Genomic DNA, 26101 nt, shown 5'->3' on the forward strand with positions numbered 1-26101 from the left:
CCGTATTCGACAAAAATCGGTAAAACAAAAACCCCGCAAGGCGAGTTCGCATTGCGGGGCGGTAAGTTTACGGTATTGTTGCCGAAATTTATTTGGCTTCGGCGGGCTTGGCGGCAATGCCGCAGTAAACGGGCGGGGAGATCATGGGGATTCCGTTGGACGCCTGCGTGAGCTGGGCTATAACGAGCGACATGGACGAAAAAACGTTTCCGCACAGCATGTTGAAATCGGCGGCGGTAAACGTGCGCAAAAGCTCGCGGAAGTCTATATCCTGTCCGACGAATTCGTCGTTGAGCGTGCGGCGCACGGTGTAAACTGCGGTAATTTCAAACACGCCTTCCGGCTCGAAGTCCATTCTGCGCACGATTTCGTATTCGACATTTGCGCCGTCCTGTTTTTGGAAGAACACTTCGTCTTGCGTTCTGCCGCGATAGTTGATCTGCGGGCGGATTTGCAGTCTGTCGAAAGTAGCGCGGCGCATAGTGACCTGAACGGGCGCTTCTTTGAAAAGTTTGGTAAGTTCTATTTTCTCCATTTTTTCCTCCGAAGAATTTAGCTTTTTTTCAATTATATATCATTTGTCGCGCAATGTCAATCATATTTTTTGAATTTTAACTTTATACTATAAAATTATATATACAACTTGACAATGTTTTATATATGATGTATAATTATATCGCTGTTTCAATACGCTAAATAGAGGTGAACCAATGAAACTGTTTGTATCGGGGCTGATTAACGTAGAAACCAATTTGCGAATAAGGTCTTTTCCCGTGACGTATTATCCGATTGACTATCCGTTTTTCGGCATAAACGCTACTATTTCGGGCGTGGGCTATAACGTGTCCACCGCGGCGAAAACGTTGGGCGACGAAGTAGTTTTTTCATCTCTAATCGGCAAGGATCACGAGGGGCGCAGAATTGCGCACGAACTCGATTACAGCGGAATTTCGCGCGAGTACGTGTTCGAGAGCCTCGACGAAACGCCCGTATCGGTTATTCTTTACGAACCGGGTGACGGCGGAAGACGGCAGATATACTGCGACTTAAAAGACATACAGGATAAGTCGATCGACGCGGAGCGGTTGCGCGGCGCGATTGAATCGTCCGACATGTGCATACTTTGCAACAGCAACTTCAACCGCGTGCTTTTGCCGATAGCCAAGCAAGCGGGCAAGCCGATAGCGACGGACGTGCACGTTTTGCGCGACATTTACGACCCGTTTAACCGCGACTTTATGCAGAACGCGGATATACTGTTTTTGAGCGACGAGGACCTGCCCACGTCGCCGCGCGAATTTATTACTTCGCTTAAAAACACATACCCCGCAAAGATAATAGTTATCGGGCTTGGTAGCGACGGCGCAATCATGTACGAACGCGCGACCGACAAAATTACAGCCGTGCCGGCAGTCAACATAGGCGGAGTGGTAAACACCGTCGGCGCGGGCGACGCGTTGTTTACGGCGTTTAACCATTACTATTTGCGCAGATACGACGCGCTGGACGCGTTAAAACGCGCCGAGGTTTTTGCCGCGCTAAAAATACGTTACGACGGCGGCGCGCGCGGGTTTGCTACCGAACAACAGGTGGACGAGGTTTATAACTCGTATAAGTTCTAAATGACCGACCGTGTAATATTGCACTGCGATTTGAATAATTTTTACGCCTCGGCGGAATGTATTTCTCACGACGAATGGAAATCCGTACCGCTCGCGGTGTGCGGCAACCCCGAGTTAAGACACGGGGTTGTTCTTGCAAAGAACGAAATTGCCAAAAAGCTGGGCGTAAAAACGGGCGACGTCATTTGGGAAGCCAAACGCAAAGCGCCCAATCTTGTTACTGTCGCGCCGCACTTCGACTTGTATATGTCATATTCGCGCCGCATGTTCGAGCTGTACAACGAGTTTACGGACATGGTCGAGCCGTTTGGCGCGGACGAGTGTTGGTTGGACGTGACGGGGTCGCAAAAGCTGTTCGGCGACGGCAAGACCATTGCCGACAAAATCCGCGCGCGCGTAAAAGATGAGAGCGGGTTGACCTGTTCTGTCGGGGTTAGTTTCAACAAGGTGTTTGCCAAGCTCGGATCGGATTTGAAAAAGCCCGACGCGACGACGGTGATTGACCGCGAAAACTTTAAACGCCTTATTTGGGGTCTTAAAGCCGACGACATGCTCATGGTCGGCAGACGCACTTACGAACGACTGTTAAAGCTGAATATTATAACAATAGGCGACCTCGCTCGCGCCGACGGCAATATGCTTAAAAGCAACTTCGGCATTAACGGCTTAAAGATGAAGGCTTTTGCAAACGGCGAGGACACGGAGCCGGTGCGCGAAGCGGTAAAGAGCCGCGACGTAAAGTCCATAGGTCACGGCATGACTGCGGTACGCGACATAGAAACGATTGACGACGCGCGCGATCTCATTTACTATTTGTGCGAGCGCGTCGCGGCGCGTATGCGAAAATCGGGTTTTCGCGGTTCGTTGGTGTCGGTAGGCATGCGCGACAGCAGCCTTTTTTCGATAGTACGACAGCGCAAGCTGAACGTGCCGACGTATTCGTCCACGGAGATAGCCGAGTGCGCCTTGGCGGTGTTTGCCGATAATTGGAACGGCGACCCCATGCGCACGATTACGGTCGGCGTGTCCAAGCTCGAAAAGTTTGACGAGCCGCGACAGCTGTCGTTCTTGACAGACAGCGCACGCAACGACAAGCTCGAAAAACTTGACGAAACGCTTGACAAGCTGAATTTTAAATACGGAAATATCGTGCACCGCGCGTCGCTTTTGGGCAAGGATTTTATTTACGACAAGAACGACGCAGAGGACTTTTTGCCTTTTCAAAGATAATTATGTCGGAAAAAGTGAAAAATTCGTTATTGACAAACGGTCGCGCGCATGATAAAATATAAAAAATCGATAGTGTGGGGCGTGAAACATGAAAGATAATGATTATACAAAGTGGATCCTCAATAACGAGATAATTTATGACACGCCTACGCGTATGCACATTCGCAGTCAAGACTCTTGCATGGCTTTAAAGCACTTCCATGGAAATATCGAATTTTTTGGCGTGTGCAAAGGTGAAGTAATGGCGACTGTGGCGGACGAAAAACGCGTTTTGCATGCGGGAGAAATAGTTGCGACAAACCCGTTCGAGGCGCACGGTTTCGAGCAGATCGGCGATATTACCGTATTTGTCGCTTCTATCGGATCGCTGTATTTGAGCAATTTCGAATCGATTTACAAACGAAGCAAGCTGCCGCGTTTTTTGACGGACGCGGAATACAACAAAACTATATTCGATAAAATGACGCTTGTCGATGATAAATACAATTTGCCCGAATTGCGGAAATTCGCGGTGGTCAACGATTTACTTGCCGATATAGTGGAAAGATACGGCGTGATCGCGGTTGATTCCGACATAGCAGACGACGACTTGGCGGCAAACGTCGTTCAGTATATTTACAATCACTATGCCGACGAGCTGTCGCTTACCGTGCTTGCCGATAAGTTCGGCGTAAGCCCCACGTCGCTGTCCAAAAAACTGTCCCCGTTTATAGGCAAGGACTTGCGTGCGTTTATAAACGACATACGCGCTATCAAAGTACAGTATATTTTAAGCGACCCGTCCATGCGCGATTTGCCGCTTAAAGATATAGCGTTCCGTTGCGGCTTTAAAAACCCCGAAACCTTTTACAGGGTGTACGCCCGAAACTTCGGAAGGGGGGGGGGGTGAGGTCAAATAACATAATCTGGAATAACGGCAATATTATCGCAATTATAACTTTGTTCGTCCGCAACCGTGCGGGCGTTTTTTTTTGACGTAAACAACGCAAAATACAGTATAAAACGGCATATATGCGCGTGTTGCAAGATATGTCATAAATTCGGAAAATCTTATCATTTACATTAACGATAACGTGTGTTATAAAATATACAGTAGTCGCATGCGTGATAATATGCGGTTAATAAACGGAGGTGACGGAAAATGAAAAGGAAATCGGCTATTGCGTTAGCCGGCTTGATGAGCGCTTGTTTTTTAACGGGTTGTTCCAACGATGGTAACATAAACGACGGGAAGTATGAGTTGCCGCATCATTTGCAAACTTCGACGAGCGGCATGAATAAGGATTTGTATTATCAAAATGATTGCATAGAAGGTTCCGACCCGTCCATTGTATATTGCGACAACGAAGCGGATACAGAAAATTACGGCTGGTTCTTTTTGTATACGACGGGCGTATTCAATATTCCGGTATATAAAAGTCGCGATTTAAACAACTGGCAGTCTGTCGGATTAGCATTTTCTCCTGCGCAGGGCAGTTGGGCGCGCGAACAGGTTTACGCGCCGGAGTGTGTTTATTCGGACGGCAAATATTATCTGTTCTTTTCTGCGAACGATAATTATTACAGACCGGACGGAATGTTCTTTACCTCGCGCGAAGACCAAAAGGCTTACTATGTAGAAAAAGCCAAAATCGACGCTATGGATTTGGCATCGGCGTCTGCGCGCATGAACGAACAAATAGCAAAATTCGACGGCAAAACGGAGCTCGAAGGCTACTCCGATAATCAGTTGTCGCGGGCGCAGGAAAATATAGACAAATATAAATCGCTTAAAGCGGGCATAGACGCGTCCGAATCCGAGCAGGATGAAAAAGACGCGGAGCTTTTGGAAATTACGCGCACTGCGTTGGCGGAATTCGAGGCAATGGAAGTAAACGCCGATTTATATTTGGGTTACTCCGCGACTTTTTCGATAGGGCTTGCCGTATCCGACAGTCCCGCAGGTCCGTTCGTTCAGTATACCAACGTCGCAGGGCAAGAGGGGTACGATCCTAACAAGCGCGAAATTACTATCGGCGAACCGTTTGTCACGCACGAAGATTTGGCGGGCGTGCCGATTGAACGTCGCGAGCGCATAATGTCGCACATAGACGTTAATCCGTTCGAAGATCCCAAAACGCACAAAAAGTATATGTATCTGTCCAACACTTATCAGGGACAGACCGAAATGTACGGCGTGGAAATAGGCGACGACTGGACGGACGATCTCAATCGCGACAGCGTTACGCACATGACGACGCTCGGTTATAAGGACGTGGATAAAACCGAACCCACCGATTATATCATATCGACCAAGATCGAAGAAGGTCCGCACATGTACTACGATGCGGAAAGCGACAATTACTATTTGACTTTTTCCATAAACGGCTGTTACGACCGCAACTATTCGGTCGCACAGGCGTTGGGCAAATCGCCGCTCGGCAAATTTACAAAAGTGAACGAAGCGGACGGCGGAATATTGTGCGCCGCCGATCCGTACTGGGATCACGTAACCGCGACGGGGCATCACTGTTTTGTCAAGTACGGCGACAAAATGTATATAGCGTATCAGACGCTTGTGGACAGAGCGGGCTCCGGCTCCGGTCCGCGCGGAATATGCGTTGACGAAGTTAAGTTCATCACCAACGACAAAGGGCAGAAGCTGTTGTACACCAACGGTCCCACGTATTCTCCCATGCCGAAAATCGGTCCCGACGCGCAATATCGCAATATTGCGGAAAGCGCAACCGTTACCGCGACTAACGGCGAAGCGGGCATGGACGCAAAATATCTTAACGACGGTTTGCTCACCGCGACGCTTGTACACGAAATCGTAAAAGAATACGACGCGAAGAAAGGCAAGACCGAAATAACGCTCACGTTCGACGATTATCGCACTGTGCGCGCTATAATGGTGTTCAACTCCAAGTGGGCGGAACGGTTGTTCGACGAAGTGTCGCGCATCGAGCTTGATTTTGTTAAAACCAAAGACGGCAAAGACGTGACGGGCACGGCGTATATGTCGGGTCTTAAATTCGAGAAAGACCGTTATCTTACCGCATGGGAAGGCGACGAGGAAGAGGACAGATTCGCGCGGCCTTGCGGCGCAGTGGCGGTAGAGTTCGACGAAATAAAAGTTAAAACCATACGAATAACTATAAATTCCGACAAGCCGATTTCGGTATCCGAAATAATGGTTCTCGGAAAATAGAGGGGTGTAAAATGAAAAAGAAGATTTTAGCGGGATTGGTCGCGGCAGGCTTGCTTTGCGCTACTGCGACGGGCTGTTCCAAGACCATAGACAGCGACAATCGCATTAAAGACTTATTCAATCCTTACGACCGCGGCGATAATATTGCGGGCGAAAATTATTCGGATCAAGACGTCACCGTGGACGGCGATTTGAGCGAGAATATTTGGAAGAACGCGGTATGGAACGACATGAAGTCGGAACCCGCCAACCGCGACAGCGGCAACAGCAAATACGAGTTGGAGGATTGCAACATAAGCGCGACGGCGATTGTGCGCGAAAACGGTTTGCTTGTGGGCATTAAATCCACCGATAAAGTGGCGTATGCGGGAAAAATTTTGCAAGTAAACAATAAGGCGTTACTGTCGGCGTTTGCGCAGACCGGCGTCAGCATATATTTCTGCGATTCGGCGGACACAGTAACGGGCGGACGCCCTTGTTACGAAATAGGTTTCAGCGCGGCGGGATCGATAAGATGTTATTATCGCGACGCGAATATTACATCGGAAATGATTTTATCCCAAGCGAGCGTCAAATCCAAAATCGACGGTCAAGTCAACTCCTCCGACAATAACGGGTATTCAATCGAGGCGTTTATCCCGTGGAGCGATTTGCAAGGTATCGGCGACGGCGAAATAGAATCCGTTATGGCGACTTTCGCTTCGCACCGTCATCCCGAATTCGATATATCAGGCGCTTACGACGGTAAAAAACTGACGTTTGAAATGCTGGAAGTGCAACAGGGCGCGGGCTGGCTTGCGCCGTTGACGTGGAAGGAGTACGGCGAATCTGGTAAAAAACTCGTCGGCATGACTTCGAGCGACAAATACGGCGATTACGACGATACGCTCAAATCCAATGCGATAGTCGTGTATCCTAAAAACAGCGTATTTGCAAACGCTACAAACGGACAAAAATACGTCTATGTTAAAGACGTTAAGGGCAAAAGCCTGTACGCGGAAGCTACTATCAGCAATGCGAGCGTTAATTGGGGCATGGCGGGCTTTGCGTTCCGCGATGTGCTCACGCCGCCTACTTATGAACCCGAAAGCGAGGGAAGCAACAGACAGCGCGAAACGGACAAAGGCGCGGTTTGGGCGGGCTTGCGCTACGGCGGCGACAATAAAGGTCAGCACTTGTATTGCATAAGCACGGATCTCACCGATACGGGCGACATATCCAAAGCGGGCAACACTTACGTTATAGGCACGCCCGAAACTTACGACGATTCCAAGGGCGCGACGGGCGTCAAGATCGGTACGTATATATCGGAAAACGGCACAGTGTTGCTGTACGTAAACGGCGAATTGAAAAAGGTCGGCTATGCCAAGCATTTGTCGGGCAAGGATATGTGCGTATCGTTTGCGGGGCGCGACATGAGTTGTTTGTACGGCGATATAACGGTGCTGTCGGGCGAGCAGGCGTTTGAAAAAGTAAAAGACGATCTTGCCGCAATCGAAAGCGACGTTTACGGCGATTACAGCGCGGAAATCACTGCCGACGCGAGCGCGGTTTACGGCAGTAACGGCGACTTAAGTTTAAACAAGACCCAAAGTCAGCAGTACTTGTATTTTAAAAACGTACACGGCAACAAGCTGTATGCAAAAGCGACGATTAGCAACGTTGATACTAACTGGGGTATGATAGGTTTTGCGTTCCGCGACGTCACCGATTTAACCAAAACCGCATGGATGGGCTTGCGTTACGGCGGCGCGGAAAAGAGCAACCACTTGTACGCAATAAGCACCAATCTGTCGGACGTCGGCAACACCAGTCTTGCGGGCAATTACAGCGCGCAGGGCACGGAGCAGACTTTCGATAACTCCAAGGGTACGGCGGGCGTAACCGTGGAAGTCATGATTGATTCGGACGGCACTGCGCTAATAGCAATAGACGGAGTTGTCAAAAGATACGTAACGCTCGACTTTATGGTCGGCAAAGATATGATTGCGGCTATTGCGGGACGCGACAGCGGAGCGCAGTATAAAAACGTCCAAGTTCTTGCGGGCGAACAGGCGAGCGCGAAAATAACCGCGTATAAGTCCTCCGTCATAAGCGACGTTTACGGCGACTATAATGCTAATATCGCCGCCGACGCGCGCGCTATATACGGTCAAAACGGTGAAGTAAATCTTGCCAAAACAAGCGGACAGCAGTATTTGTACGTCAAGAACATTCACGGCAATAAGCTGTATGCAAAGGCGACAATAAGCAACGTTGATACTAACTGGGGTATGATAGGCTTTGCGTTCCGCGACGCTACCGATTTGAGCAAATCCGTATGGGCGGGCTTGCGTTACGGCGGCACGGACAAAGGTCAACATTTGTACATGATAAGCGCAAAACTTGCGGACGTAGGCGATATAAACGGCAATCATTACGTCATAGGCAAGCCCGCGACTTACGACAACTCCAAAGGCTCGACTGGCGTAACGATAGAAGCGTATATCGACGAAACGGGTTTGGTAGCCCTGTTTGTTGACGGCGAGCTTGCGCTTAACGTCAGACTTGCCGAGTTTGCGGGCAAGGACATGATAGTATCGTTTGCGGCGCGCGACTGCGCGGCGACGTACAAAGACATAACCGTCAAAGAGGGAACACAGGCGTTTGACGCGTTCAACGATAGCGCGAAAGTCAAGGGCGCAACGTTCAGCGCGACTAACATCGACGGTTTGTATCAAAACGGCATAGACCTGTCGCGCGACGTAATCGGCGCAACTAATCCGTCGGTGGAAATAACCGTTCCGTCCAACGGACAGCGTTACGCAATGTACAACAACGCGATCGACAGCAACAAGATTTTTGCGCAATACACTATCAAATCGTTTGGCACGGTAACTGCCAATAAGTGGGGCGCGGTTTCGTTGGCTTTTGTCAATGCCGACGGCAACGGCACTTATTACGGTCTTAAATACGAGCAAAACGAAAGTACTGCCACAAATTTAGCGGCAATCGTTTCGTACCGCACCGAAAATAATGAAATAGTTTCTTGGTCGGATAACGGTAAAGACGCAAACAATATGACTTATGCGAACGCCGGTTTTCCCGCAGACGGCGGTCTGCTCGATAAACTCAACGCCGACGGTCTCACGTTCACCGTTTACTGCGACGGAACTAAATATCACTACTTCCTTAACGGCGTACCCATTGCGGGTTGGCACGGAAGTTACACGCGCAGTTTAATTAGCAATGATCAGAACTTTCAAGCAGTCGGAACGAGCAACATAGTAAAAGCGCTTATAGTAGTGGAAAACGCGCACGTTAATTTCTCCGATTACAAGATAGTATCGGGCGACGCGGCGGCGACGTCTTACGACGACTTTTTGGAAAGCGCGGGCGGCGGAAAATACGGCGATTATAACGCAACGCTCAAAGCGGACGCAGTTGCGGTAATAAACTCCGACAACGACGTATGCTTGGTTAAAACGAGCAAAACGCAATATTCTTATCTTAAATCAGTCAAAAGCGACACGCTGTATGTCGAAGCGCGGGTCAGCAATGTAAATGCCAACTGGGGCGCAGTTGGCTTTGCGTTCCGCGACGTAGACGCTCCTGACAGCGTTGCGTTTTCGACGCTGCGTTACGGCGGCAACGCGGTAGCTGAATTCTTTTATACCGTAGCTACCAATGCCGCCGACGTATGCGCTGATGTGAACCATGCATATAAGAGTGCCGGCACGGAAGCAGACCTCCAAGCCACTTATGGCAAAGACAAATCGAAAGGCGTGCTGTTGCAGGCGTATGTAGACAATGCGGGCAACGTGTCTGTCGCTGTAAACGGCGTTGTCAAAGCTACGCGTAATGTGGCTGCGCTTGCGGGCAAACAGCTTTGCGCGGCGCTGTTCGGCGGCAACGCGGGATGCGTTTACAAAAACGTTTCCGTAAAGACGGGCGCGGATGCGACGGTGGCGTTTAACGCGCTGACGCAGGCGTAACGTTTAATTATTGCTTATTCAAATTCCTCCCCCTATATTATGAGCTTGCGCGGCTTTTCTTACGGAAAGTCGCGCAAGTTCGTTTTACGGCGGAAATATTATGCCGATAATAAATGCGGGTATTTTTCGGGCGGAGAAAATATAGGGCGAAACGCGGCGAAAGAATTGACAAAACGGGTCGAATTGCGGTATAATATATGTCAAAGTTTTCGCGGTAAAATCGGAGAATTATGGAATTTAAGTTGCACAGCGCATACAAGCCGACGGGCGACCAGCCGCAGGCGATAGAAGAACTTGCCAACGGCATAGAGGACGGGCTTGCGGCGCAGGTGTTAAAGGGCGTTACGGGTAGCGGCAAGACTTTTACCATGGCTAACATTATCGAACGCGTACAGCGTCCGACGCTTGTTCTTGCGCACAATAAAACGCTTGCGGCACAGCTTTGCAACGAGTTCCGCGAGTTCTTCCCCGAAAACCGCGTAGAGTTTTTTGTAAGTTATTACGACTACTATCAGCCCGAAGCGTACCTGCCCACAACCGATACTTACATCGAAAAGGATTTGGCAATCAACGACGAAATAGACAAGCTCCGCCATAGCGCGACTTGTTCGTTGCACGAGCGGCGCGACACGATAGTCGTCGCCTCGGTGTCGTGCATTTACGGTCTGGGCGCGCCCGAAGAATATTACAGGCTTGCGCTGTCCGTGCGCCCCAACGACAAGATGTCGCGCGACGCGCTTATCGCTCGGCTTATAGACATCAACTACAAGCGCAACGATCTCGCGCCCGAGCGCACCAACTTCCGCGTGCGCGGCGACACCGTGGATATTTTCCCCGCCAACATGTCCGAGCACGGCATACGCGTCGAGTTTTTCGGCAACGAAATAGACGGTGTGAGCGAGTTCGACATTGTGTCGGGCAATATCGTTGCGCGGCTTGCGCACGCCGCGATTTTCCCCGCGAGCCATTACGCCGTGGAACATCAAACAATGATGAACGCAATCGAGCAGATAGAGCGCGACTGCGAACAGCAGGTCAAATTTTTTACCGACAATCACAAGTTGATAGAGGCGCAACGCATAGGCGAGCGCGTTCGTTACGACATAGAAATGATGAAGGAAATAGGCTATTGCTCGGGCATAGAAAACTACTCGCGGTACTTTGACGGGCGCGTAGCCGGCGAGCCGCCGTTTACGCTTTTGGACTATTTCCCGCATGATTTTATCATGTTTATCGACGAAAGTCACATGACAATTCCGCAACTGCGCGCAATGTATAACGGCGACAAGGCGCGCAAAACCGCGCTTGTCGATTACGGATTCCGTCTGCCTGCGGCGTTCGATAACCGCCCGCTAAAATTCGAGGAGTTTAAAAATCGAATAAAGCAGGTCGTGTACGTGTCGGCAACTCCCGCGCCGTATGAGCTTGAACTGACGGGCGGGCGGTTTACGCGGCAGGTAATTCGCCCGACGGGACTGATGGACCCGCCCGTGACAGTTCGCCCGACAAAGGGGCAAATAGACGACTTGCTTACCGAAATAAAGGACACGGTGCAGGCGGGCGGGCGCATACTCGTTACCACGCTCACAAAGCGCATGTCCGAAAGTCTTGCCGACTATCTCGCCGAGCAGGGTGTAAAGGTCAAGTATTTGCACAGCGACATAGACACCATGGAGCGTGTGAGCATAATAAACAGTTTGCGCCGCGGCGACTACGACGTGGTTGTCGGCATCAACCTTTTGCGCGAAGGTTTGGATATTCCCGAAGTGCGGCTGGTCGCTATTCTCGACGCGGACAAAGAGGGTTTTTTGCGCTCCGAAACGTCGCTCATTCAGACTATAGGCAGGGCGGCGCGCAACAGCGAAAGCCGCGTAATCATGTACGGCGACGTTATAACAAATTCCATGCGCAAGGCAATGGACGAAACGGCGGCGCGGCGCGAATTGCAAATGCGCTATAACGCCGAACACGGCATTACGCCGCAGACCATTATCAAGCCCATTAAAAACACGATAGAAATAACGAGCAAGCAACGCACCGTCGAGCTTAAAGACATTGGCAAAGAGCTTGACAGACTGCGGTCGCTCATGAACACCGCGAGCAGAGATCTCGACTTCGAGTCGGCTATCATGTACAGGGATAAGATAGCGGAACTGCGCGATCTTCAACGCGATATGGATAAAAAGAACAATGCGCGCAAGCGCAACGATAAATAACCGACGGACGGACGGAAAATGAACGGAACAAATAACGAAATAGTGATAAAGGGCGCGCGCGCCCACAACCTGAAAAACGTAAGTCTTAACGTGCCCAAAAACAAGTTTGTCGTGTTTACGGGCGTGTCGGGCAGCGGCAAAACGTCGCTTGCGTTCGATACGATTTTCGCCGAGGGGCAAAGGCGATACGTCGAGTCGCTGTCGTCGTATGCGCGCATGTTTTTGGGGCAAATGGAAAAGCCGGACGTGGACAGCATTGACGGTCTGTCGCCCGCGATTTCCATAGACCAAAAAACCACGGGGCGCAATCCGCGCTCGACTGTGGGCACCGTTACCGAAATTTACGACTATATGCGGCTTTTGTACGCGCGCGTCGGCGACGTTTACTGTTACAACTGCGGTGCGGAAATCCATCAACAGACGGTGGACGAAATAGTCGATAAGATTATGGCGTTGCCGCAAGACAGCAGGGTTATGATAATTTCGCCCGTCGTGCGCGGCAAAAAGGGCGAGTATTCCAAGCTGTTCGAGGATTTTAAAAAGTCGGGTTATTCGCGCATGCGCGTGGACGGAATAATTTACGGCGTGGACGAACAAATAAAGCTCGATAAAAATTCCAAGCACGATATATCTGTCGTGGTGGACAGGCTTGTCATAGAGCCGGATATTCAACAGCGTTTGACAGATTCGGTGGAAACCGCGTTAAAGCTGTCGGACGGGCTTGTGATAGCGTTTTACGACGAACAGGAATTGTTGTTCAATACAAAATACACGTGCGGAAACTGCGGCATATCGCTGTCCGAGGTCGAGCCGAGGCTGTTTTCGTTCAACTCGCCGTGGGGCGCATGTCCGACTTGCGGCGGGCTGGGATTTTTGACCAAGGTCGATCCCGAGCTGTTGTTTTTCGGCGATTCGTCGTTGCAAGATCTTATCGACGGCGGTCAGCTCGACAATACGCCGCATTTCGAGCAGTGCTTTACCGCGCTCTCCAAAAAGTACGGGTTTTCCATGAAAACTCCGTTCAAAAAACTCAAACAGGAAGTGCGCGACGTTATTCTTTACGCCAAGGACGAGCCTATCGTCGTCGAGTACACGACGGGACACTATCACCACAGCGAGAGAATAGTGTACGAGGGCGTTGTGGGATTTTTGGAGCGCAGGCTCGCGGAAACGACGAGCGACGGCGTGCGTTGGCGCATAGGCAGGTTTACCAACTCCCAGCCCTGTCCCGACTGCGGCGGCAAGCGGCTCAAAAAAGAAGCGCTTGCGGTGCGCGTCGGCGGCAAAAATATCGACGAGCTGTGCTGTATGCCCGTTAAACAGCTTTACGAATTTTTTGCGGGGTTGGAGCTTGCCAAGTCCAAAGCGATTATTGCCGAGCGCGTGCTTAAAGAAATTCGCGCGCGATTGGAATTTTTGATGAACGTAGGGCTGGAATACTTGACGTTGTCGCGCTCGGCGCAAACTTTGTCGGGCGGCGAGGCGCAACGCATACGTCTCGCAACGCAGATAGGCTCGGGACTGTCGGGCGTTTTGTATATCCTCGACGAGCCGAGTATCGGTCTGCACCAGTGCGATAACCAAAAACTAATAGGCACGCTCAAACATTTGCGCGACCTCGGCAACACTCTTATCGTCGTGGAGCACGACGAAGACACCATGCGCGCCGCCGACCACATTGTGGATATAGGCGCGGGCGCGGGCATACACGGCGGGTCGGTCATAGCGCAAGGCACTGTGCAAGACATTATCGCGTCGGGCTCGGTTACGGGCAAGTTTTTGTCGGGCGAACGCAAGATAAAAATACCCGAAACGCGCAGACTTACGGACAGCTATATTACGATACGCGGCGCGAGTGAAAACAACCTGCAAAACGTAACGGTCAAATTTCCGCTCGGCGTGCTTACCGCTGTGACGGGCGTGTCGGGCAGCGGCAAATCGTCGCTTGTAAATCAGACGTTGTTCCCCGCGGCGGCTAACATGTTTAACACCGTAAAACAGCGCGTCGGCGCGTGCGAGGGAATTGACGGACTGGAAAAGATAGACAAGGTAATAAATATCGACCAAAGCCCCATAGGCAGAACGCCGCGCAGTAATCCCGCGACGTACACGGGCGCGATGTCCATTATCCGCGATCTGTTTGCCGAACTCCCCGCCGCCAAAGAGCGCGGATATACATCGGGCAGATTCTCTTTTAACGTCCGCGGCGGCAGGTGCGAAAACTGCGAGGGCGACGGCATTATCCGCATAGAAATGAACTTCTTGCCCGACGTGTACGTGCCTTGCGACGTGTGCCACGGCAAGCGGTACAACCGCGAAACGTTGCAGGTCAAATACCGCGACAAATCTATCGCCGATGTGCTTGAAATGACGATAGAAGAAAGTTACGAATTCTTTAAGAATATTCCGTCGCTGAAACGCAAGCTCGGCACGCTCATGGACGTGGGGCTGGGTTACGTCAAGCTCGGACAGCCCGCGACGACTTTGTCGGGCGGCGAGGCGCAACGCGTCAAATTGGCTACCGAGCTTGCCAAGGTTGCTACCAACAGCACGCTTTACGTGCTCGACGAGCCGACGACGGGGCTTCATTCGGCGGACGTGGAGCGGCTTATAGACATACTGTCGCGGCTTGTGGACAACGGCAACACCGTTGTCGTAATAGAACACAATCTCGACGTAATCAAGTGCGCCGATTATATAATAGACCTCGGACCTAACGGCGGCGACGGCGGCGGCAAGATTGTTGCGACGGGCACGCCCGAAAAGGTCGCGTCCGTCAAAGAGAGTAAGACGGGAGAATACCTTAAAATGATTTTGCCCGCGACTGCGGATTGACGGTTGCGTCAAGCGCGGCGGCTCAAACAATTTATAAATATCAAAAGACAAACCGCGGTTTCGGCTATCTTCCGAGCGCGGTTTTTTGTATGCGCAAACGTCGGGCGGCGGCAAGCATAAATGATAAAACGAAAGGCATACTACAATTATCATGTTTGTGGTATTTCTTAAATCGGTAATTACGTTTATAGTCGTGTTCTTTGTAATTCGGCTTATGGGCAAACGTCAGCTCGGCGAAATGCAACCATTCGAGCTGGTTATCACTCTTATTATAGCGGAAGTCGCGTGTATTCCCATGAACGACCCGTATATCCCCATATACTACGGTCTTATTCCCATATTCACGCTTGCGACGTTGCATATACTGCTGTCGCTGTTGTCGCGCAAGTCGATTAAGGCGCGCAAGGTGTTGAGCGGCAGCAGTGTTATCGTAATCGACAAGTCCGGCATAAATTACGCCAATATGAAAAAAATGAACATGAACGTGGACGATCTGATAGAGGCTGTGCGCACGGCGGGCTATGTGGATTTTTCGCAAATCGCTTACGCCATTTTCGAAACCAACGGACAGCTTTGCGTCGTGGAAAAAGAGCAACAGCAACAGGGTCAACAGCAGGATCAGAGCGAGAACGGCGAACAGCCGCAGACGCTTTTGCCGCTCGAACTCGTTATCGACGGCAAATATATCGAGCAAAATTTGTCGCTGTCGGGCACCGAAAAATCGGAGGTCGAGCGCGTGCTCGACGACAACGGACTGCGCCTGTCCGATTTGCTTTACGCAGACGTTAGGCAGGACGGAAATGCGTATTTTTCGCCCAAGCGCAAGCCCGCGTTTTGCAGTAAGCTCGCAATAAGCGGAGGACAGAACTGGTGAAAAAAGTAATAGTTATAGTCGTCGTGTTTTTGATTATGATAGGCGGCATGATAGGCGAAATAACATACGTCAATAAGTTTTACAACGGACTTCAAGCCGACCTCGAAGCTATTGCGCAGAGTATTGACGAAAACGAAGAACACGTTCAAAACCCGCAGACGGAGCAGCTGTGCGACGCAATGCTCAAAAAATGGGAAAAGGGCAAGCGCGCGCTGTTGATGTTGCAAAATCACAACACGGTGCGCAACCTCGACGACAAGCTCGTCAGCCTTGCGGCGGTTGTCGGGTCGGACAACTACAACGACGCGGTTATTTTCGTGCAGTCGGCAATCAATTATATAGACGACGTATTGCTCGACAGTGTTCCTTTTTTGTCGAATATACTGTAAAACACGGTTTTTTGCGGCGGTTGCTACGGTGCGACCGCCGTGCGCATTTGTCGGCAAATTCGCTTCGCATGCTCTTTTATACAAAACGATTGATTTTTGCGCGTGAATGTATTATAATATCGTTATGGAGTTTGTCGAGTTAAAAAAACATTTAAAAACTCAAAAGCCCAATGCGTGCTATGCGTGTTACGGCGACGACGATTTTTTGATCGATCGCGCGGTCGCGCTTTGTCTATCGCTCGCTTCCGAACCCAAGCCGTTCAACTGCACGGACAGGGAATTCGGCAGTGCGAGGGAATTGACCGACGAACTTATGCAACTGCCCATGATGAGCGAATATCGCGTTGTTGTGGCGCGGGGCAAGCCGGACGTTGCGGCGATTGCCGAATATCTTAAAAAGCCCAATCCTTCGTCCGTGCTGGTGTTGCCTATGTACACGCCGCACGACAGTTGGAACAGAACGTCCGCGCCGAGTTTACCAAGCGGCTGTACCGCAGTCGATTGTAACAGACTGCCCGTCAAGCACGTCGTGCCGTTTGTGCAAAAGATTGCCGAACAGTCGCAAGCGCGATTCGACGACGAAGCCGTGGGGTTGCTTTACAACCGTTGCGGCGGGTACATGACGCGTATAAATTCGGAAACGCAAAAGCTCGCAATGCTGCGCGTGGGCGGCACGGTTACGGCGGCGGACGTTACGGAAAACGTCAAAGCCGATACGGAATTCGTCGTGTTCGAGCTGTGCGACAGCATACTTGCGGGCAACGCCGCGCGCGCGCTTGCGATCGTGGACGGCATGGCAAAAAACAACGATCTCGTCGCGGCGTTTACGCTTATTTATAATCGATTTCGCAAGCTGTTCGTCGCCGCGATCGATCCCGACGGATTGACTGCGCTCGGTGTAAAGCCTTTTCAGGCGGGCAAGCTGAAATCCGAAAGCGCAAAGTTTTCCAAGACCAAACTTAAAAATATTCTCGACATGCTCGAAAAAGCGGACTATTCCTACAAAACGGGCGTGATGACCGTTTACGACGCATTGACGTGTTTCGTCGCGCAGGCGGCATACGGAAAATAGGAGGTACGGTGGTTAATATCGCAAAAAAGAAGTTGCCGACGGCGGCGATTTCCGTAATAGTATATTTGAGCTATTGCGCCATGTCGTGGTTTTCCATGCGCGGCACGCTCGCGTATTTGGGTCAGCAGTACGGCATAGGCGGGTGGTTCGCCAACGACGCGTGGGCGTTTTTCCTCGGCGGGCTTATTCCGTTTTTGCTGTACGAAGTGTTTACTTCGTTCGTGTTTAAAATGACGGCGGCGCGCGCGGGCGGCGACATAAAATCATTGCAGTACGGTTTGAACTATGCCGTTATTGCAGCCAACCTGTTGTTGTTTGCGCTTAAATTCATGTATATCGCGCTCCCGTTGTATGCGGCGGTTATCGATATAATTATCGACCCCGCCGTGACGCTTGCGTTTGTCGGACTGTATATGTGGTATGCGTTCTATCAAAATTACGTGGACAAAACGCGTTATCGACTTGTGCTGTCGCAGGTTATGAGCACTTTTGCGGGTGTGTATGGCTTGCTTGCCCTCGTCAATATGATTGTCGCGGTGGCGTAAGGAGGCGGGCATGAAAAAACGTATAAACATTTTATCGATTGTACTTTGCATTATTATCGCCGCGCTTGCGTTTGTCGGCTGTTCGTCCGCGGGCGCGCCCGATCATTCCGTGACAAACCCGCAATACGCGGTGTCCGTCGAGAGTTTGGAAAGCGTGCTTGACGATTTTATAAACACGGTTGGCGACGACAGAACGAGCTTTACACAGGCGGAGGAGAACGCGGCGATTTATTTGCAAGCGCGGCTCATCGAATACGGCTACACCGACGCCGCTTTGCAGACGTTCGACACGACCGAGAACAATACGGAAGTGACCGGGCATAACGTCGTTGCGTATTACAGAACGAGCAACAGTACCGCCGATACGAAAAACGTTATTATCGGCGCGTATTTCGACAACAGATACAAAGCCGCGTATAAGGGCGCGGCGGTCTATAAATCGCAAGGCGCGCTCGCAAACGGTACGGGCGTTGCGACATTGCTTGCGATTGCCGAGTATTTTCAAACCGAAAAACCGCAGTACGATTTTGACGTAACAATCGCGTTTTTCGGCGGGTCGTTCGTGACGGACGTGGGCGCGCGCGAGTTTTACAAGTCGGGCATGACCCACGCGGAACGCGCCAATACCGTGCTGATGGTGGAGTTGCAACGCTTGGGCGTCGATCATGTTTACGCATATTCGGACGCGCGACAGACCAAGCGCGAGCCGTTTTTCGACGGCGTCGCCGCAAAGTACGGGCTGGACGTTTACAAAATAACGCAAAAAACGCCGCTTATTACGGATGCGACCGCTTACGAGGGAATACCGTATTATCAGTGGGCGCACAGCGGAGTTTTCGGTTTGTTTTTCGATTCGGGAATACCCACGCTCAACCTTATAGGCGCGAACTGGGAAACTATAAACATGACCGACGCAGAGTCGAGCAAGCACCCGAATATTGCTTATACCGACAGGGATAACCTCGAAACTCTAAAACGCTTACACCCGCAGTACGCGCAAAAAATGGCGACGGCGGCGACGCTTGTAATAGGCTCGCTTAATTCCGCGGATTTTCTTAACGTTATGAACTACGACCGCGCGCACTTCCCGAACACGGACGTTTTGACGAAAAATTGGATTTGGCACCTTGTCGTTTTGGGCATTGTGATTATATTTGTCGCGGCGTTCATGGCGATAAGCGCGCACCTCGGCAAAAAGTACCCGATAGTCGCGACAGCATCCGCGCCGCGTCGCATGAAAATGGCGGTGTTCGGCATGGATTACGAGGATAAAAATTCGAGCGATATTTTTATCGACATTAAGGGCGCAACGCCGCTCGACGATATTTTTCCGGGTGTGCCGAACAACGACAAGTCGGCGCGTGCCGATAACCCGTTCGACGATATTTTCCCCGCGCTGTTCGACGAGTCGTTTGATGAACATGCAGACAAGCCGACGGTACAAACACCGTTCGACGAAAAAGCCGACACTGCGAATACCGAGCATGCCGAGGGGGAGCAATCGGACGTAAATCGACCCGACGTGGAGCGGACGGAAACAGACGAAACTGCGGTTGACGTGCCCTCGGAACAAAGCGAAGTGAAATCCGCCGACGTGACTTTGTCCGAAAAGCCGTCCGCCGCGCCGCGCGCAAAAGCTCAACAAAAAACAGTCAAGCCTGCCGCAAAAAGCGGAACGACTAAACGGCGCACGGTATCGGCGGGTAAGTCGGTCGGCGCAAAGTCGGGCAGAAGCGGCAAAGCCGCGAGCGGCGATAAACATTCCGACGACGGCAACGCGCAGGACGGCGAATAGCTACAATCGATAGTGTTGTTAAATAGATAATAGGGCATGAAAAAAGGCGTTACGTTTTGTAACGCCTTTGATGTTTTAAGTTTATTTAAACCAACCGCTTATCGTACTGCCCATGTTTTTAAAGAAGTCGGAAATACCGAATTTATCGAACATATCGGACATGACAGTTACAAAATTGAATTTGTCAACCGCGAGATAGCACCAAAGTATGACTATCGCAAGGGTAAACACGATAAGAATAAGGATATTCAAAAGGCAACTGCGGACGTTAAGAGGACTGCGCAGTTTTTTAAGACGGGAATTGGGATCGTTGCTTTCCTTTATAGCTTGTTCGAGCTGTGCCGCCGTCATTTGTTCGGGCGACATGTTTGCAAGCGGAACGGACGGCGTGCCCGCGGGGGGAATACCGTTCGCGCCCGCCGCGCTCTGTGTCGCCGCCGCGCCCTTTTTATTTTTCTTGGATTTTTCTTTGCCCTGTTTTGCCGGCTTTGTTTTTTCCGGTTTTATCTTTTCGGGCTTTTCCTTTTTTGCCATAGAACCCTCTTGTACGGTGATCTATTGTATATTATATAGCATATCGACAAAAAAATCAAGCACTTTTTGAGATTTGTTCATTTATTATTCATACTTCTGCGTGTGATAAAGACCCGAGCAGGGGCGACAGGGCGAAAAAATGTAAAATATAATCGTAAAATATACGCAAAAACGATTGAAAACGCTACGACAATAATGTATAATATTTATACAGGTGTAAAAAGTATGTGGTTTTTCGAGAGAGTATACGATAAAATGGTCGATAAGCCGTGGGCGTGCGCGATCGATATTGCATTGACCGCATTGCTCATTTACGGCGTGATCGTGTTTTTGAGGAAGAACAACGCCAAACGTTTGGTGTTTGTTATTCTCGCGTTTCTCGCGATAGGCGTCGTGCTGTCCTCGCCATACTTGGGGCTTACCGTCATAGGCACTTTGCTCAAATACAGCATGGTGATTATTATTGCCGCAGTGCTGTTGCTGTTTCCGCAGGAGGCTCGGCGCGGCTTGCTTAAAATCGCTTCGCCGCGCGATACGCACGAGGCGTACACCACGGCTTACGACGTGTCGGACGAGCAGTTGCACGCCGCTATCAACGATATTGTTCGCGCCGCGCAAAACATGTCCAAAAAGAACGTCGGCGCGCTTATAGTCATTTCCACGCAAAATATGCCCGAACATATTATCGATTCGGGTACAAAGCTGGACGCTGTTTTGTCTTGCGCTTTGCTTGAAAGTATATTTAATACCAAAGCGCCGCTGCATGACGGCGCGGTGTTTGTTCGCGGCAACCGTATTGTCGCGGCGGGTTGTTTCTTACCGCTGTCGCAGTCAAATTCGATAGACAAAGAACTGGGCACGCGCCACCGTGCGGGCATAGGCGTTAGTGAAAACTACAACGTGCTTACGATAATAGTGTCCGAGGAAACGGGCGTAATTTCCATTGCGCAGGGCGGCGAGCTTACGCGGTATTTCGATTCGCAAATGCTCACCGATAAACTCGAACAAACATACGGGCTTCAAGCGACGCCCGAATCGACGCGCAGGCGCAAGCGCGGAAGGGAGGCTTAATCCGTTATGCAAAACAATAAACAGGACGAAAACGGGCGCGGCAAGTTTGCTGCCGTGCTTAAAAAAATCTTCGTTGACAACATCGGGTGGAAACTTCTTGCGATAGTGTCCGCCGCGGTTATTTGGACTTTGTCCGCGGGACTGTAACGATGGTTGTCGATTTTAACGACCAAATTTTAATACCCGACGGCGACGTCGGCGATTTCGGCGCGGTCGCTTGCGATCAGTTTTCCGCCGCCCCCGAATACTGGAACAACCTCGCCGCGGTCATGCCCGCGCAATCCGCGCTCGATTTGATATTGCCCGAGTGCTTTTTGGCGGACGCGGACAGGCGCATAGAAAACATTAAATCGGCGGCGAAGCGCATGCTCCAATCGAACAGGTTTAAAGCCTGTTGCGGCGCGGTGTACGTGACGCGTAAAACAGCTTACGGCAGGGTCAGGCGGGGCGTTGTCGCGTCCGTCGATTTGAGCGACTACGATTATAAAAGCGGCGCGCAGACGCTTATACGCGCGTCCGAGCGCACCATAGAGGAAAGAATACCGCCGCGTGTGAAAATTCGCGAGGCGATTGACATCGAATTGCCGCACATACTGTTGCTTGTTGACGACCGCGAAAATCTGTTAAAACAGGCGTGCGAAAGCGCAAAACGCGTTCCGCTGTACGACGGCGATTTGCGGGGCGGCGGCGGACACATTACGGGCGAACTGATAACGGACGCGCGCGCGCTCGACGACGCTGTGCAAAAGATAATAAAAGCGTCCGTAAGCAAGTTCGGGTGCGAGCTGTTCGCGCTTGTGGGCGACGGCAATCACTCGCTCGCAACGGCTAAATATTGCGCGGTAAACAATCCCACGCCGTTTAACGGCAGGGCGCTTGTCGAAATAATAAACGTGTACGACGACGGGCTTGTGTTCGAGCCTATTCACAGGCTTGTCAAAACGGACGACCCCGTCATGTTTATGGACAGTTTGCGTTCGGCTGTCAAAGGCAATGCCAAGACGACTGTGTACGCGCCCAATCCCATAGAAATAAGCGTGCCCGAGGATAAGATAGAAGCGATTAACGCCGTAGATAAATTTTGCGAAACGTATGTAAAGCATTTCGGCGGTTACGTCGAATATGTGCACGGCGCGGACGCGCTGAAACGCGAGGGGCATTTCGGCATAGAAATGCGCGGCATACAAAAATCGGAACTGTTTGAATACGTCGTTAAAAACGGTGTATTGCCCAAAAAAACATTTTCGCTCGGCGAGGCGGAAGAAAAGCGTTATTACATAGAGGCGCGCAAAATAAAATAACGCGCGCGTTTTGCGCGGCGTTACTGTCCGAATAAAAATTTTATTCGGTTATTCCAAAACAATAACCTTAATTCGCGGTTGCGAATATATTATATACGGAGTTACTTTTTGATGAAAGCGGTTAAATTCGGCGGAACTTCAATGTCCACGGCGGACAGTATACTGCGCGTAAGTCGGATAGTCAAGTCGGATGCGGAACGTCGGTTTGTCGTCGTTTCCGCGCCGGGTAAGGCGGACGGCGAAAACAAGGTGACGGATATGCTCGTCGCCGTAGCCGCGGCGCGCCCGACCGACAGAGCAAAACTGTTTGCGCACGTGCGCGAGCGGTTTGAAAACATAGTTGCGGGCGTCGGGCTTCCCGTCGGATTTTTAAAGTCCGAGCTTGACGGCATAGAGCGTGCGCTCGAAACTGCGGGGCGCGATTATATTGTGTCGCGCGGCGAGTATTTAAGCGCGTATATTCTTGCCGAGCTGTTGGGCTATGAGTTTGTGGACGCGGCAAAACTCGTCAAGTTTAACGGCGAGTTTTACGACGACGACTATACCGAATCGGTGTGCAAGATAGGTCTTGCGGGGCGGCGCTCCGCGGTTATCCCCGGGTTTTACGGCAGTAACGGCAACGGCGATATAGTTACGTTTTCGCGCGGGGGGTCTGATATATCGGGCGCGATTATCGCGCGCGCGGTCGGTGCGTCGCTGTATGAAAACTTTACGGATGTGGACGGGTTTATGACGTGCGATCCGCGCGTCGTGCCGCACGCTTCGGTGATAGACGTGCTTACGTACAAGGAGTTGCGCGAGCTTGCGTACATGGGCGCAAACGTGTTGCACCCCGAATCCATTTTCCCAGTGCGCAAGGCGAATATCCCCATTCATATATTAAACACGTTCAATCCGCAAGCCTGCGGCACAAAGATAGTGCCTACGGAGGAATTTTTGAGCGGCAAGTACAAGCGCACAAAAAAAATGCCCATCACCGCGATAGCGGGGCGGCAACACTTTTACTCGTTGCATATCGACAAATCGATGATGAACAGCGAGGTCGGTTTTGTGCGCCGCGTTCTGTCCTGCTTCGAGCAGTTCGGCATTGCGATAGAGCATATACCGAGCGGTATAGACTCCATGACCGTCGTGTTTTCGTCCGTCGAGCAAAGCGTGGTCAACGCGCTGACGGAAGCTATACAGAACGAAGTCAAGCCCGATCACATCAGCCTTACGACGGACGTCGCGCTTATAGCGATTGTCGGTCACGGCATGAAAGCCCGACCGGGAACGGCGGCGCGCGCGATTAACAGACTGTCCAACGCCGATATAAACCTGCGCATGATAGACCAAGGCGCGTCGGAAATAAACATTATTCTCGGCGTGTCCGACGACGACTTCGAGCGCGCGTTGGTAGCTTTAAACGGCGAGTTCGAGGTGTAAAAGTCGGCGCGGTCAAATAATCGAATAAATAATATTTTGTAACGTGCTCGCGTTCGACATTATGTCGTGCGCGAGTTTTAGTTGAGTGCGACAGCGCACTAAATTATGTTCGGGATATTGCGTTGCAAAGTATACGTCGCCGTCCAAATAGTCGGTTAAAAACCTTATGCCGCATTCCAGCGTCATTAGATAAGCCGAGTATGGCATGAGTTCGATTTCTTTATCGGTTACGCTGTTTTTGACCGCGTTTAAATATCCTTGCGCGTAAGCGGTAAAGAGCTTTGTATCGAGTTTAGCTTTTTTCGCGTCTTTTTCGTCCTCGCTCGCTTTGTTTGCCGCAAAACGTATCGCGTCGCCGAAGTCGTACAGCATAGACCCCGACATGACCGTATCGAGGTCTATAACCGCGCGAGCGTCGCCCGTAACGCTGTCGAAAAGAATATTGTTCAATTTGGTATCGTTGTGTGTGACGCGCAAAGGCAACGATCCGTCCGCAAGCCCTTTGATTATTTTGTCGAGAGTGTCGCCCGTCGAATTTATAAATTTTATTTCGGGCGCGCATGTGTGTGCGCGACGGGATTTGTCGTTTTCGAGCGCGGCGCAAAACGCACCGAACCTGCGCGGCGTATCGTGGAAAAAGGGGATTGTTTCGTGTAGGCTCGACGCGTCGAAATCCGACAGCGCGTTGACAAATCGCCCGAACGCATTGCCGCACACAGTCAAAGTGTTTTCGTCGCGCGCGGCTTGCAACGCAACGGTGTTTTCGATATATTCGTACATGCGATAGCCGCCGTCGCGCAAATAGCAATCGCCGTCGACCGTCGGCACGAGCGTGAGCGTGTTTTCGCCGCGACTGCGCAAATGATTCGTTACGGCGACGATATTGCTCATAAGATTTTCGACGTTTGGAAAAACGTCGGCGTTAATCTTTTGAAGAATATACCGCTTTTTGTCCGTCGTTACAAGATACGTCCTGTTGATATGTCCGTTGCCGTATTTTTGAACGTCCGACACGCGACCCGTAATATCGAACTTTTGCGCTATGCCTATAAGCGTCGAACTGTGCGATTCCGTCATGATGTTTGCTCCTATGCCGTTGACAAGCGGACTTTTATTTGATAATATAGACTAAATAGCAAAATTTGCATGTTTATGCGTTTTTTGCGGTTTTAATATAATTTTCGATAACGGTGAAAATGAAGTACAATAATTGGGAAGAGTGCCCGATAGCCGAGGTCTTGCAAATAGATTCGCTGTTTACTTGGTTTAGAAACAAGTTTTCGAGCGGCTACAAGTTCGGCGGCGAAGTGCATGATTTTATAGAAGTCGTGTGCGTAATGTCGGGAAGCGCCGGCATAACCGCCGATAAAGACGTGCATATATTGACTGCGGGGCAAATGGTTATCCACGAGCCCAACGAGTTCCACAACATTTGGGCGGCGGACGGCGAGTACGAAGTACTGATCTGCACGTTTAAGGCGAGCAAGTTTCCGCGCATATCGGGCGTTTATTCGCTGTATCCCGACGAGCTTAAAGAGTGGGGCGATATTTTTACCGTCGCAAAGCAAATATTTACTTTTGAGGGTATTGGCGTGTCGGGCATACTCGACGGCAAAACCGCGCAAGCATCGGCGGTCGTAAAAAGACTGGAAAGCGCGCTGATAAGAATAATGGACGCGGACGGCGTGAGCAAGCAAAGCTATAAAGGCGGCAGCGCGCAAAACTATATTAAGATAGTCACGGAAATGGAAAACAATTTATCCGCCGCGCGCACGTCCGAGCAACTTGCCGAGCTGTGTAACATGAGCGTGTCGTCGCTCGAAAAGACGGTGCGCAAGTATGCAAACGCGGGCGCAATGGAACTGTTTAACATTATGAAAATCAAGCGCGCGAGCGAGCTGTTGCAAGCGGGGAACAGCGTTAAAGACGTTGCGTATTCGCTCGGCTATGCCAATCCTTATTATTTTTCGACTTCGTTCAAAAAGCACACCGGCGTTTCGCCGTCCAAGTGGGCGCGCCGTTGACGCG

20 protein-coding genes are annotated in these 26101 nt (G+C 50.9%); 17 read left to right on the forward strand and 3 right to left on the reverse strand.

Features of this window, described 5'->3' with window-relative positions; all coding sequences use genetic code 11:
* Positions 1-88 precede the first annotated feature (88 nt).
* Complete coding sequence (locus NFR57_RS00885) at positions 89-535, reverse strand: hypothetical protein (RefSeq protein ID WP_251181950.1); 447 nt, start codon at positions 533-535, stop codon at positions 89-91.
* A gap of 175 nt (positions 536-710) precedes the next feature.
* Between NFR57_RS00885 and NFR57_RS00890 the strand changes: the two genes are divergently transcribed.
* The 12 genes from NFR57_RS00890 (at position 711) to NFR57_RS00945 (ending at position 19742) form a co-directional block, all read left to right on the forward strand.
* Positions 711-1622 carry a carbohydrate kinase family protein gene (locus NFR57_RS00890; RefSeq protein ID WP_251181951.1) on the forward strand — a complete coding sequence of 304 codons (912 nt, stop codon included), beginning with the start codon at positions 711-713 and terminating at the stop codon, positions 1620-1622.
* The gene (locus tag NFR57_RS00895; protein WP_251181952.1) at positions 1623-2852 is read left to right on the forward strand and encodes a Y-family DNA polymerase; all 1230 of its coding nucleotides are present in this window, start codon (positions 1623-1625) and stop codon (positions 2850-2852) included.
* Between the two features lie 88 nt (positions 2853-2940).
* Positions 2941-3741 carry an AraC family transcriptional regulator gene (locus NFR57_RS00900; RefSeq protein ID WP_251181953.1) on the forward strand — a complete coding sequence of 267 codons (801 nt, stop codon included), beginning with the start codon at positions 2941-2943 and terminating at the stop codon, positions 3739-3741.
* Positions 3742-3993: 252 nt separating this feature from the next.
* Complete coding sequence (locus NFR57_RS00905) at positions 3994-6042, forward strand: glycoside hydrolase family 43 protein (protein ID WP_251181954.1); 2049 nt, start codon at positions 3994-3996, stop codon at positions 6040-6042.
* A gap of 11 nt (positions 6043-6053) precedes the next feature.
* A complete protein-coding gene (locus tag NFR57_RS00910) occupies positions 6054-10016 on the forward strand; it encodes a hypothetical protein (RefSeq protein ID WP_251181955.1) in 3963 nt (1320 codons plus the stop codon).
* A gap of 230 nt (positions 10017-10246) precedes the next feature.
* Positions 10247-12232, forward strand: a complete 1986-nt coding sequence (gene uvrB, locus NFR57_RS00915; protein WP_420840755.1) for an excinuclease ABC subunit UvrB — start codon at positions 10247-10249, stop codon at positions 12230-12232.
* Positions 12233-12250: 18 nt separating this feature from the next.
* On the forward strand, positions 12251-15067 hold the full coding sequence (gene uvrA / locus NFR57_RS00920; RefSeq protein ID WP_251181956.1) for an excinuclease ABC subunit UvrA: 2817 nt from the start codon (positions 12251-12253) through the stop codon (positions 15065-15067).
* A 151-nt stretch (positions 15068-15218) separates the two neighbouring features.
* The gene (locus tag NFR57_RS00925) at positions 15219-15941 is read left to right on the forward strand and encodes a DUF421 domain-containing protein (protein ID WP_251181957.1); all 723 of its coding nucleotides are present in this window, start codon (positions 15219-15221) and stop codon (positions 15939-15941) included.
* Positions 15938-16330 carry a DUF4363 family protein gene (locus tag NFR57_RS00930; protein WP_251181958.1) on the forward strand — a complete coding sequence of 131 codons (393 nt, stop codon included), beginning with the start codon at positions 15938-15940 and terminating at the stop codon, positions 16328-16330. The genes NFR57_RS00925 and NFR57_RS00930 overlap by 4 nt, the downstream gene beginning before the upstream one ends.
* A gap of 124 nt (positions 16331-16454) precedes the next feature.
* Complete coding sequence (holA, locus tag NFR57_RS00935) at positions 16455-17402, forward strand: DNA polymerase III subunit delta (protein WP_251181959.1); 948 nt, start codon at positions 16455-16457, stop codon at positions 17400-17402.
* An 8-nt stretch (positions 17403-17410) separates the two neighbouring features.
* A complete protein-coding gene (locus NFR57_RS00940; protein ID WP_251181960.1) occupies positions 17411-17947 on the forward strand; it encodes a hypothetical protein in 537 nt (178 codons plus the stop codon).
* 10 nt (positions 17948-17957) lie between these two features.
* Positions 17958-19742: a M28 family peptidase gene (locus NFR57_RS00945; RefSeq protein WP_251181961.1), complete on the forward strand. Its 1785-nt coding sequence runs from the start codon at positions 17958-17960 to the stop codon at positions 19740-19742.
* Between the two features lie 81 nt (positions 19743-19823).
* Here NFR57_RS00945 and NFR57_RS00950 read toward each other — a convergent pair whose 3' ends face one another.
* Entirely contained in the window at positions 19824-20276 is a 453-nt protein-coding gene (locus NFR57_RS00950) for a hypothetical protein (RefSeq protein WP_251181962.1), read from the reverse strand.
* A 225-nt stretch (positions 20277-20501) separates the two neighbouring features.
* Between NFR57_RS00950 and cdaA the strand changes: the two genes are divergently transcribed.
* The 4 genes from cdaA (at position 20502) to NFR57_RS00970 (ending at position 24073) form a co-directional block, all read left to right on the forward strand.
* Positions 20502-21347: a diadenylate cyclase CdaA gene (gene cdaA, locus NFR57_RS00955; RefSeq protein ID WP_251181963.1), complete on the forward strand. Its 846-nt coding sequence runs from the start codon at positions 20502-20504 to the stop codon at positions 21345-21347.
* 6 nt (positions 21348-21353) lie between these two features.
* On the forward strand, positions 21354-21494 hold the full coding sequence (locus tag NFR57_RS00960) for a hypothetical protein (protein WP_251181964.1): 141 nt from the start codon (positions 21354-21356) through the stop codon (positions 21492-21494).
* Between the two features lie 2 nt (positions 21495-21496).
* Positions 21497-22648 (forward strand): DUF1015 family protein, encoded by a 1152-nt coding sequence (locus NFR57_RS00965; protein ID WP_251181965.1) that lies wholly within the window; start codon positions 21497-21499, stop codon positions 22646-22648.
* 111 nt (positions 22649-22759) lie between these two features.
* On the forward strand, positions 22760-24073 hold the full coding sequence (locus NFR57_RS00970; RefSeq protein WP_338022256.1) for an aspartate kinase: 1314 nt from the start codon (positions 22760-22762) through the stop codon (positions 24071-24073).
* A gap of 12 nt (positions 24074-24085) precedes the next feature.
* Here the strand turns inward: NFR57_RS00970 and NFR57_RS00975 are convergent, their stop codons facing one another.
* Positions 24086-25150: a phosphotransferase enzyme family protein gene (locus NFR57_RS00975; RefSeq protein ID WP_251181967.1), complete on the reverse strand. Its 1065-nt coding sequence runs from the start codon at positions 25148-25150 to the stop codon at positions 24086-24088.
* A gap of 119 nt (positions 25151-25269) precedes the next feature.
* Here NFR57_RS00975 and NFR57_RS00980 point away from each other — a divergent pair, with 119 nt between their 5' ends.
* A complete protein-coding gene (locus NFR57_RS00980) occupies positions 25270-26097 on the forward strand; it encodes a helix-turn-helix domain-containing protein (RefSeq protein ID WP_251181968.1) in 828 nt (275 codons plus the stop codon).
* The last annotated feature ends 4 nt before the right edge of the window (positions 26098-26101 follow it).

This window comes from Anaerocaecibacter muris (assembly GCF_943192945.1).
Classification (GTDB): domain Bacteria; phylum Bacillota; class Clostridia; order Christensenellales; family Pumilibacteraceae; genus Anaerocaecibacter; species Anaerocaecibacter muris.

Excerpts from the sequence above, each read along its gene's own strand:
- NFR57_RS00885 (WP_251181950.1), bottom strand. The coding sequence starts at position 535 with ATGGAGAAAATAGAACTTACCAAACTTTTCAAAGAAGCGCCCGTTCAG.
- NFR57_RS00890 (WP_251181951.1), top strand. The coding sequence starts at position 711 with ATGAAACTGTTTGTATCGGGGCTGATTAACGTAGAAACCAATTTGCGA.
- NFR57_RS00895 (WP_251181952.1), top strand. The coding sequence starts at position 1,623 with ATGACCGACCGTGTAATATTGCACTGCGATTTGAATAATTTTTACGCC.
- NFR57_RS00900 (WP_251181953.1), top strand. The coding sequence starts at position 2,941 with ATGAAAGATAATGATTATACAAAGTGGATCCTCAATAACGAGATAATT.
- NFR57_RS00905 (WP_251181954.1), top strand. The coding sequence starts at position 3,994 with ATGAAAAGGAAATCGGCTATTGCGTTAGCCGGCTTGATGAGCGCTTGT.
- NFR57_RS00910 (WP_251181955.1), top strand. The coding sequence starts at position 6,054 with ATGAAAAAGAAGATTTTAGCGGGATTGGTCGCGGCAGGCTTGCTTTGC.
- uvrB (WP_420840755.1), top strand. The coding sequence starts at position 10,247 with ATGGAATTTAAGTTGCACAGCGCATACAAGCCGACGGGCGACCAGCCG.
- uvrA (WP_251181956.1), top strand. The coding sequence starts at position 12,251 with ATGAACGGAACAAATAACGAAATAGTGATAAAGGGCGCGCGCGCCCAC.
- NFR57_RS00925 (WP_251181957.1), top strand. The coding sequence starts at position 15,219 with ATGTTTGTGGTATTTCTTAAATCGGTAATTACGTTTATAGTCGTGTTC.
- holA (WP_251181959.1), top strand. The coding sequence starts at position 16,455 with ATGGAGTTTGTCGAGTTAAAAAAACATTTAAAAACTCAAAAGCCCAAT.
- NFR57_RS00945 (WP_251181961.1), top strand. The coding sequence starts at position 17,958 with ATGAAAAAACGTATAAACATTTTATCGATTGTACTTTGCATTATTATC.
- NFR57_RS00950 (WP_251181962.1), bottom strand. The coding sequence starts at position 20,276 with ATGGCAAAAAAGGAAAAGCCCGAAAAGATAAAACCGGAAAAAACAAAG.
- cdaA (WP_251181963.1), top strand. The coding sequence starts at position 20,502 with ATGTGGTTTTTCGAGAGAGTATACGATAAAATGGTCGATAAGCCGTGG.
- NFR57_RS00960 (WP_251181964.1), top strand. The coding sequence starts at position 21,354 with ATGCAAAACAATAAACAGGACGAAAACGGGCGCGGCAAGTTTGCTGCC.
- NFR57_RS00965 (WP_251181965.1), top strand. The coding sequence starts at position 21,497 with ATGGTTGTCGATTTTAACGACCAAATTTTAATACCCGACGGCGACGTC.
- NFR57_RS00970 (WP_338022256.1), top strand. The coding sequence starts at position 22,760 with ATGAAAGCGGTTAAATTCGGCGGAACTTCAATGTCCACGGCGGACAGT.
- NFR57_RS00975 (WP_251181967.1), bottom strand. The coding sequence starts at position 25,150 with ATGACGGAATCGCACAGTTCGACGCTTATAGGCATAGCGCAAAAGTTC.
- NFR57_RS00980 (WP_251181968.1), top strand. The coding sequence starts at position 25,270 with ATGAAGTACAATAATTGGGAAGAGTGCCCGATAGCCGAGGTCTTGCAA.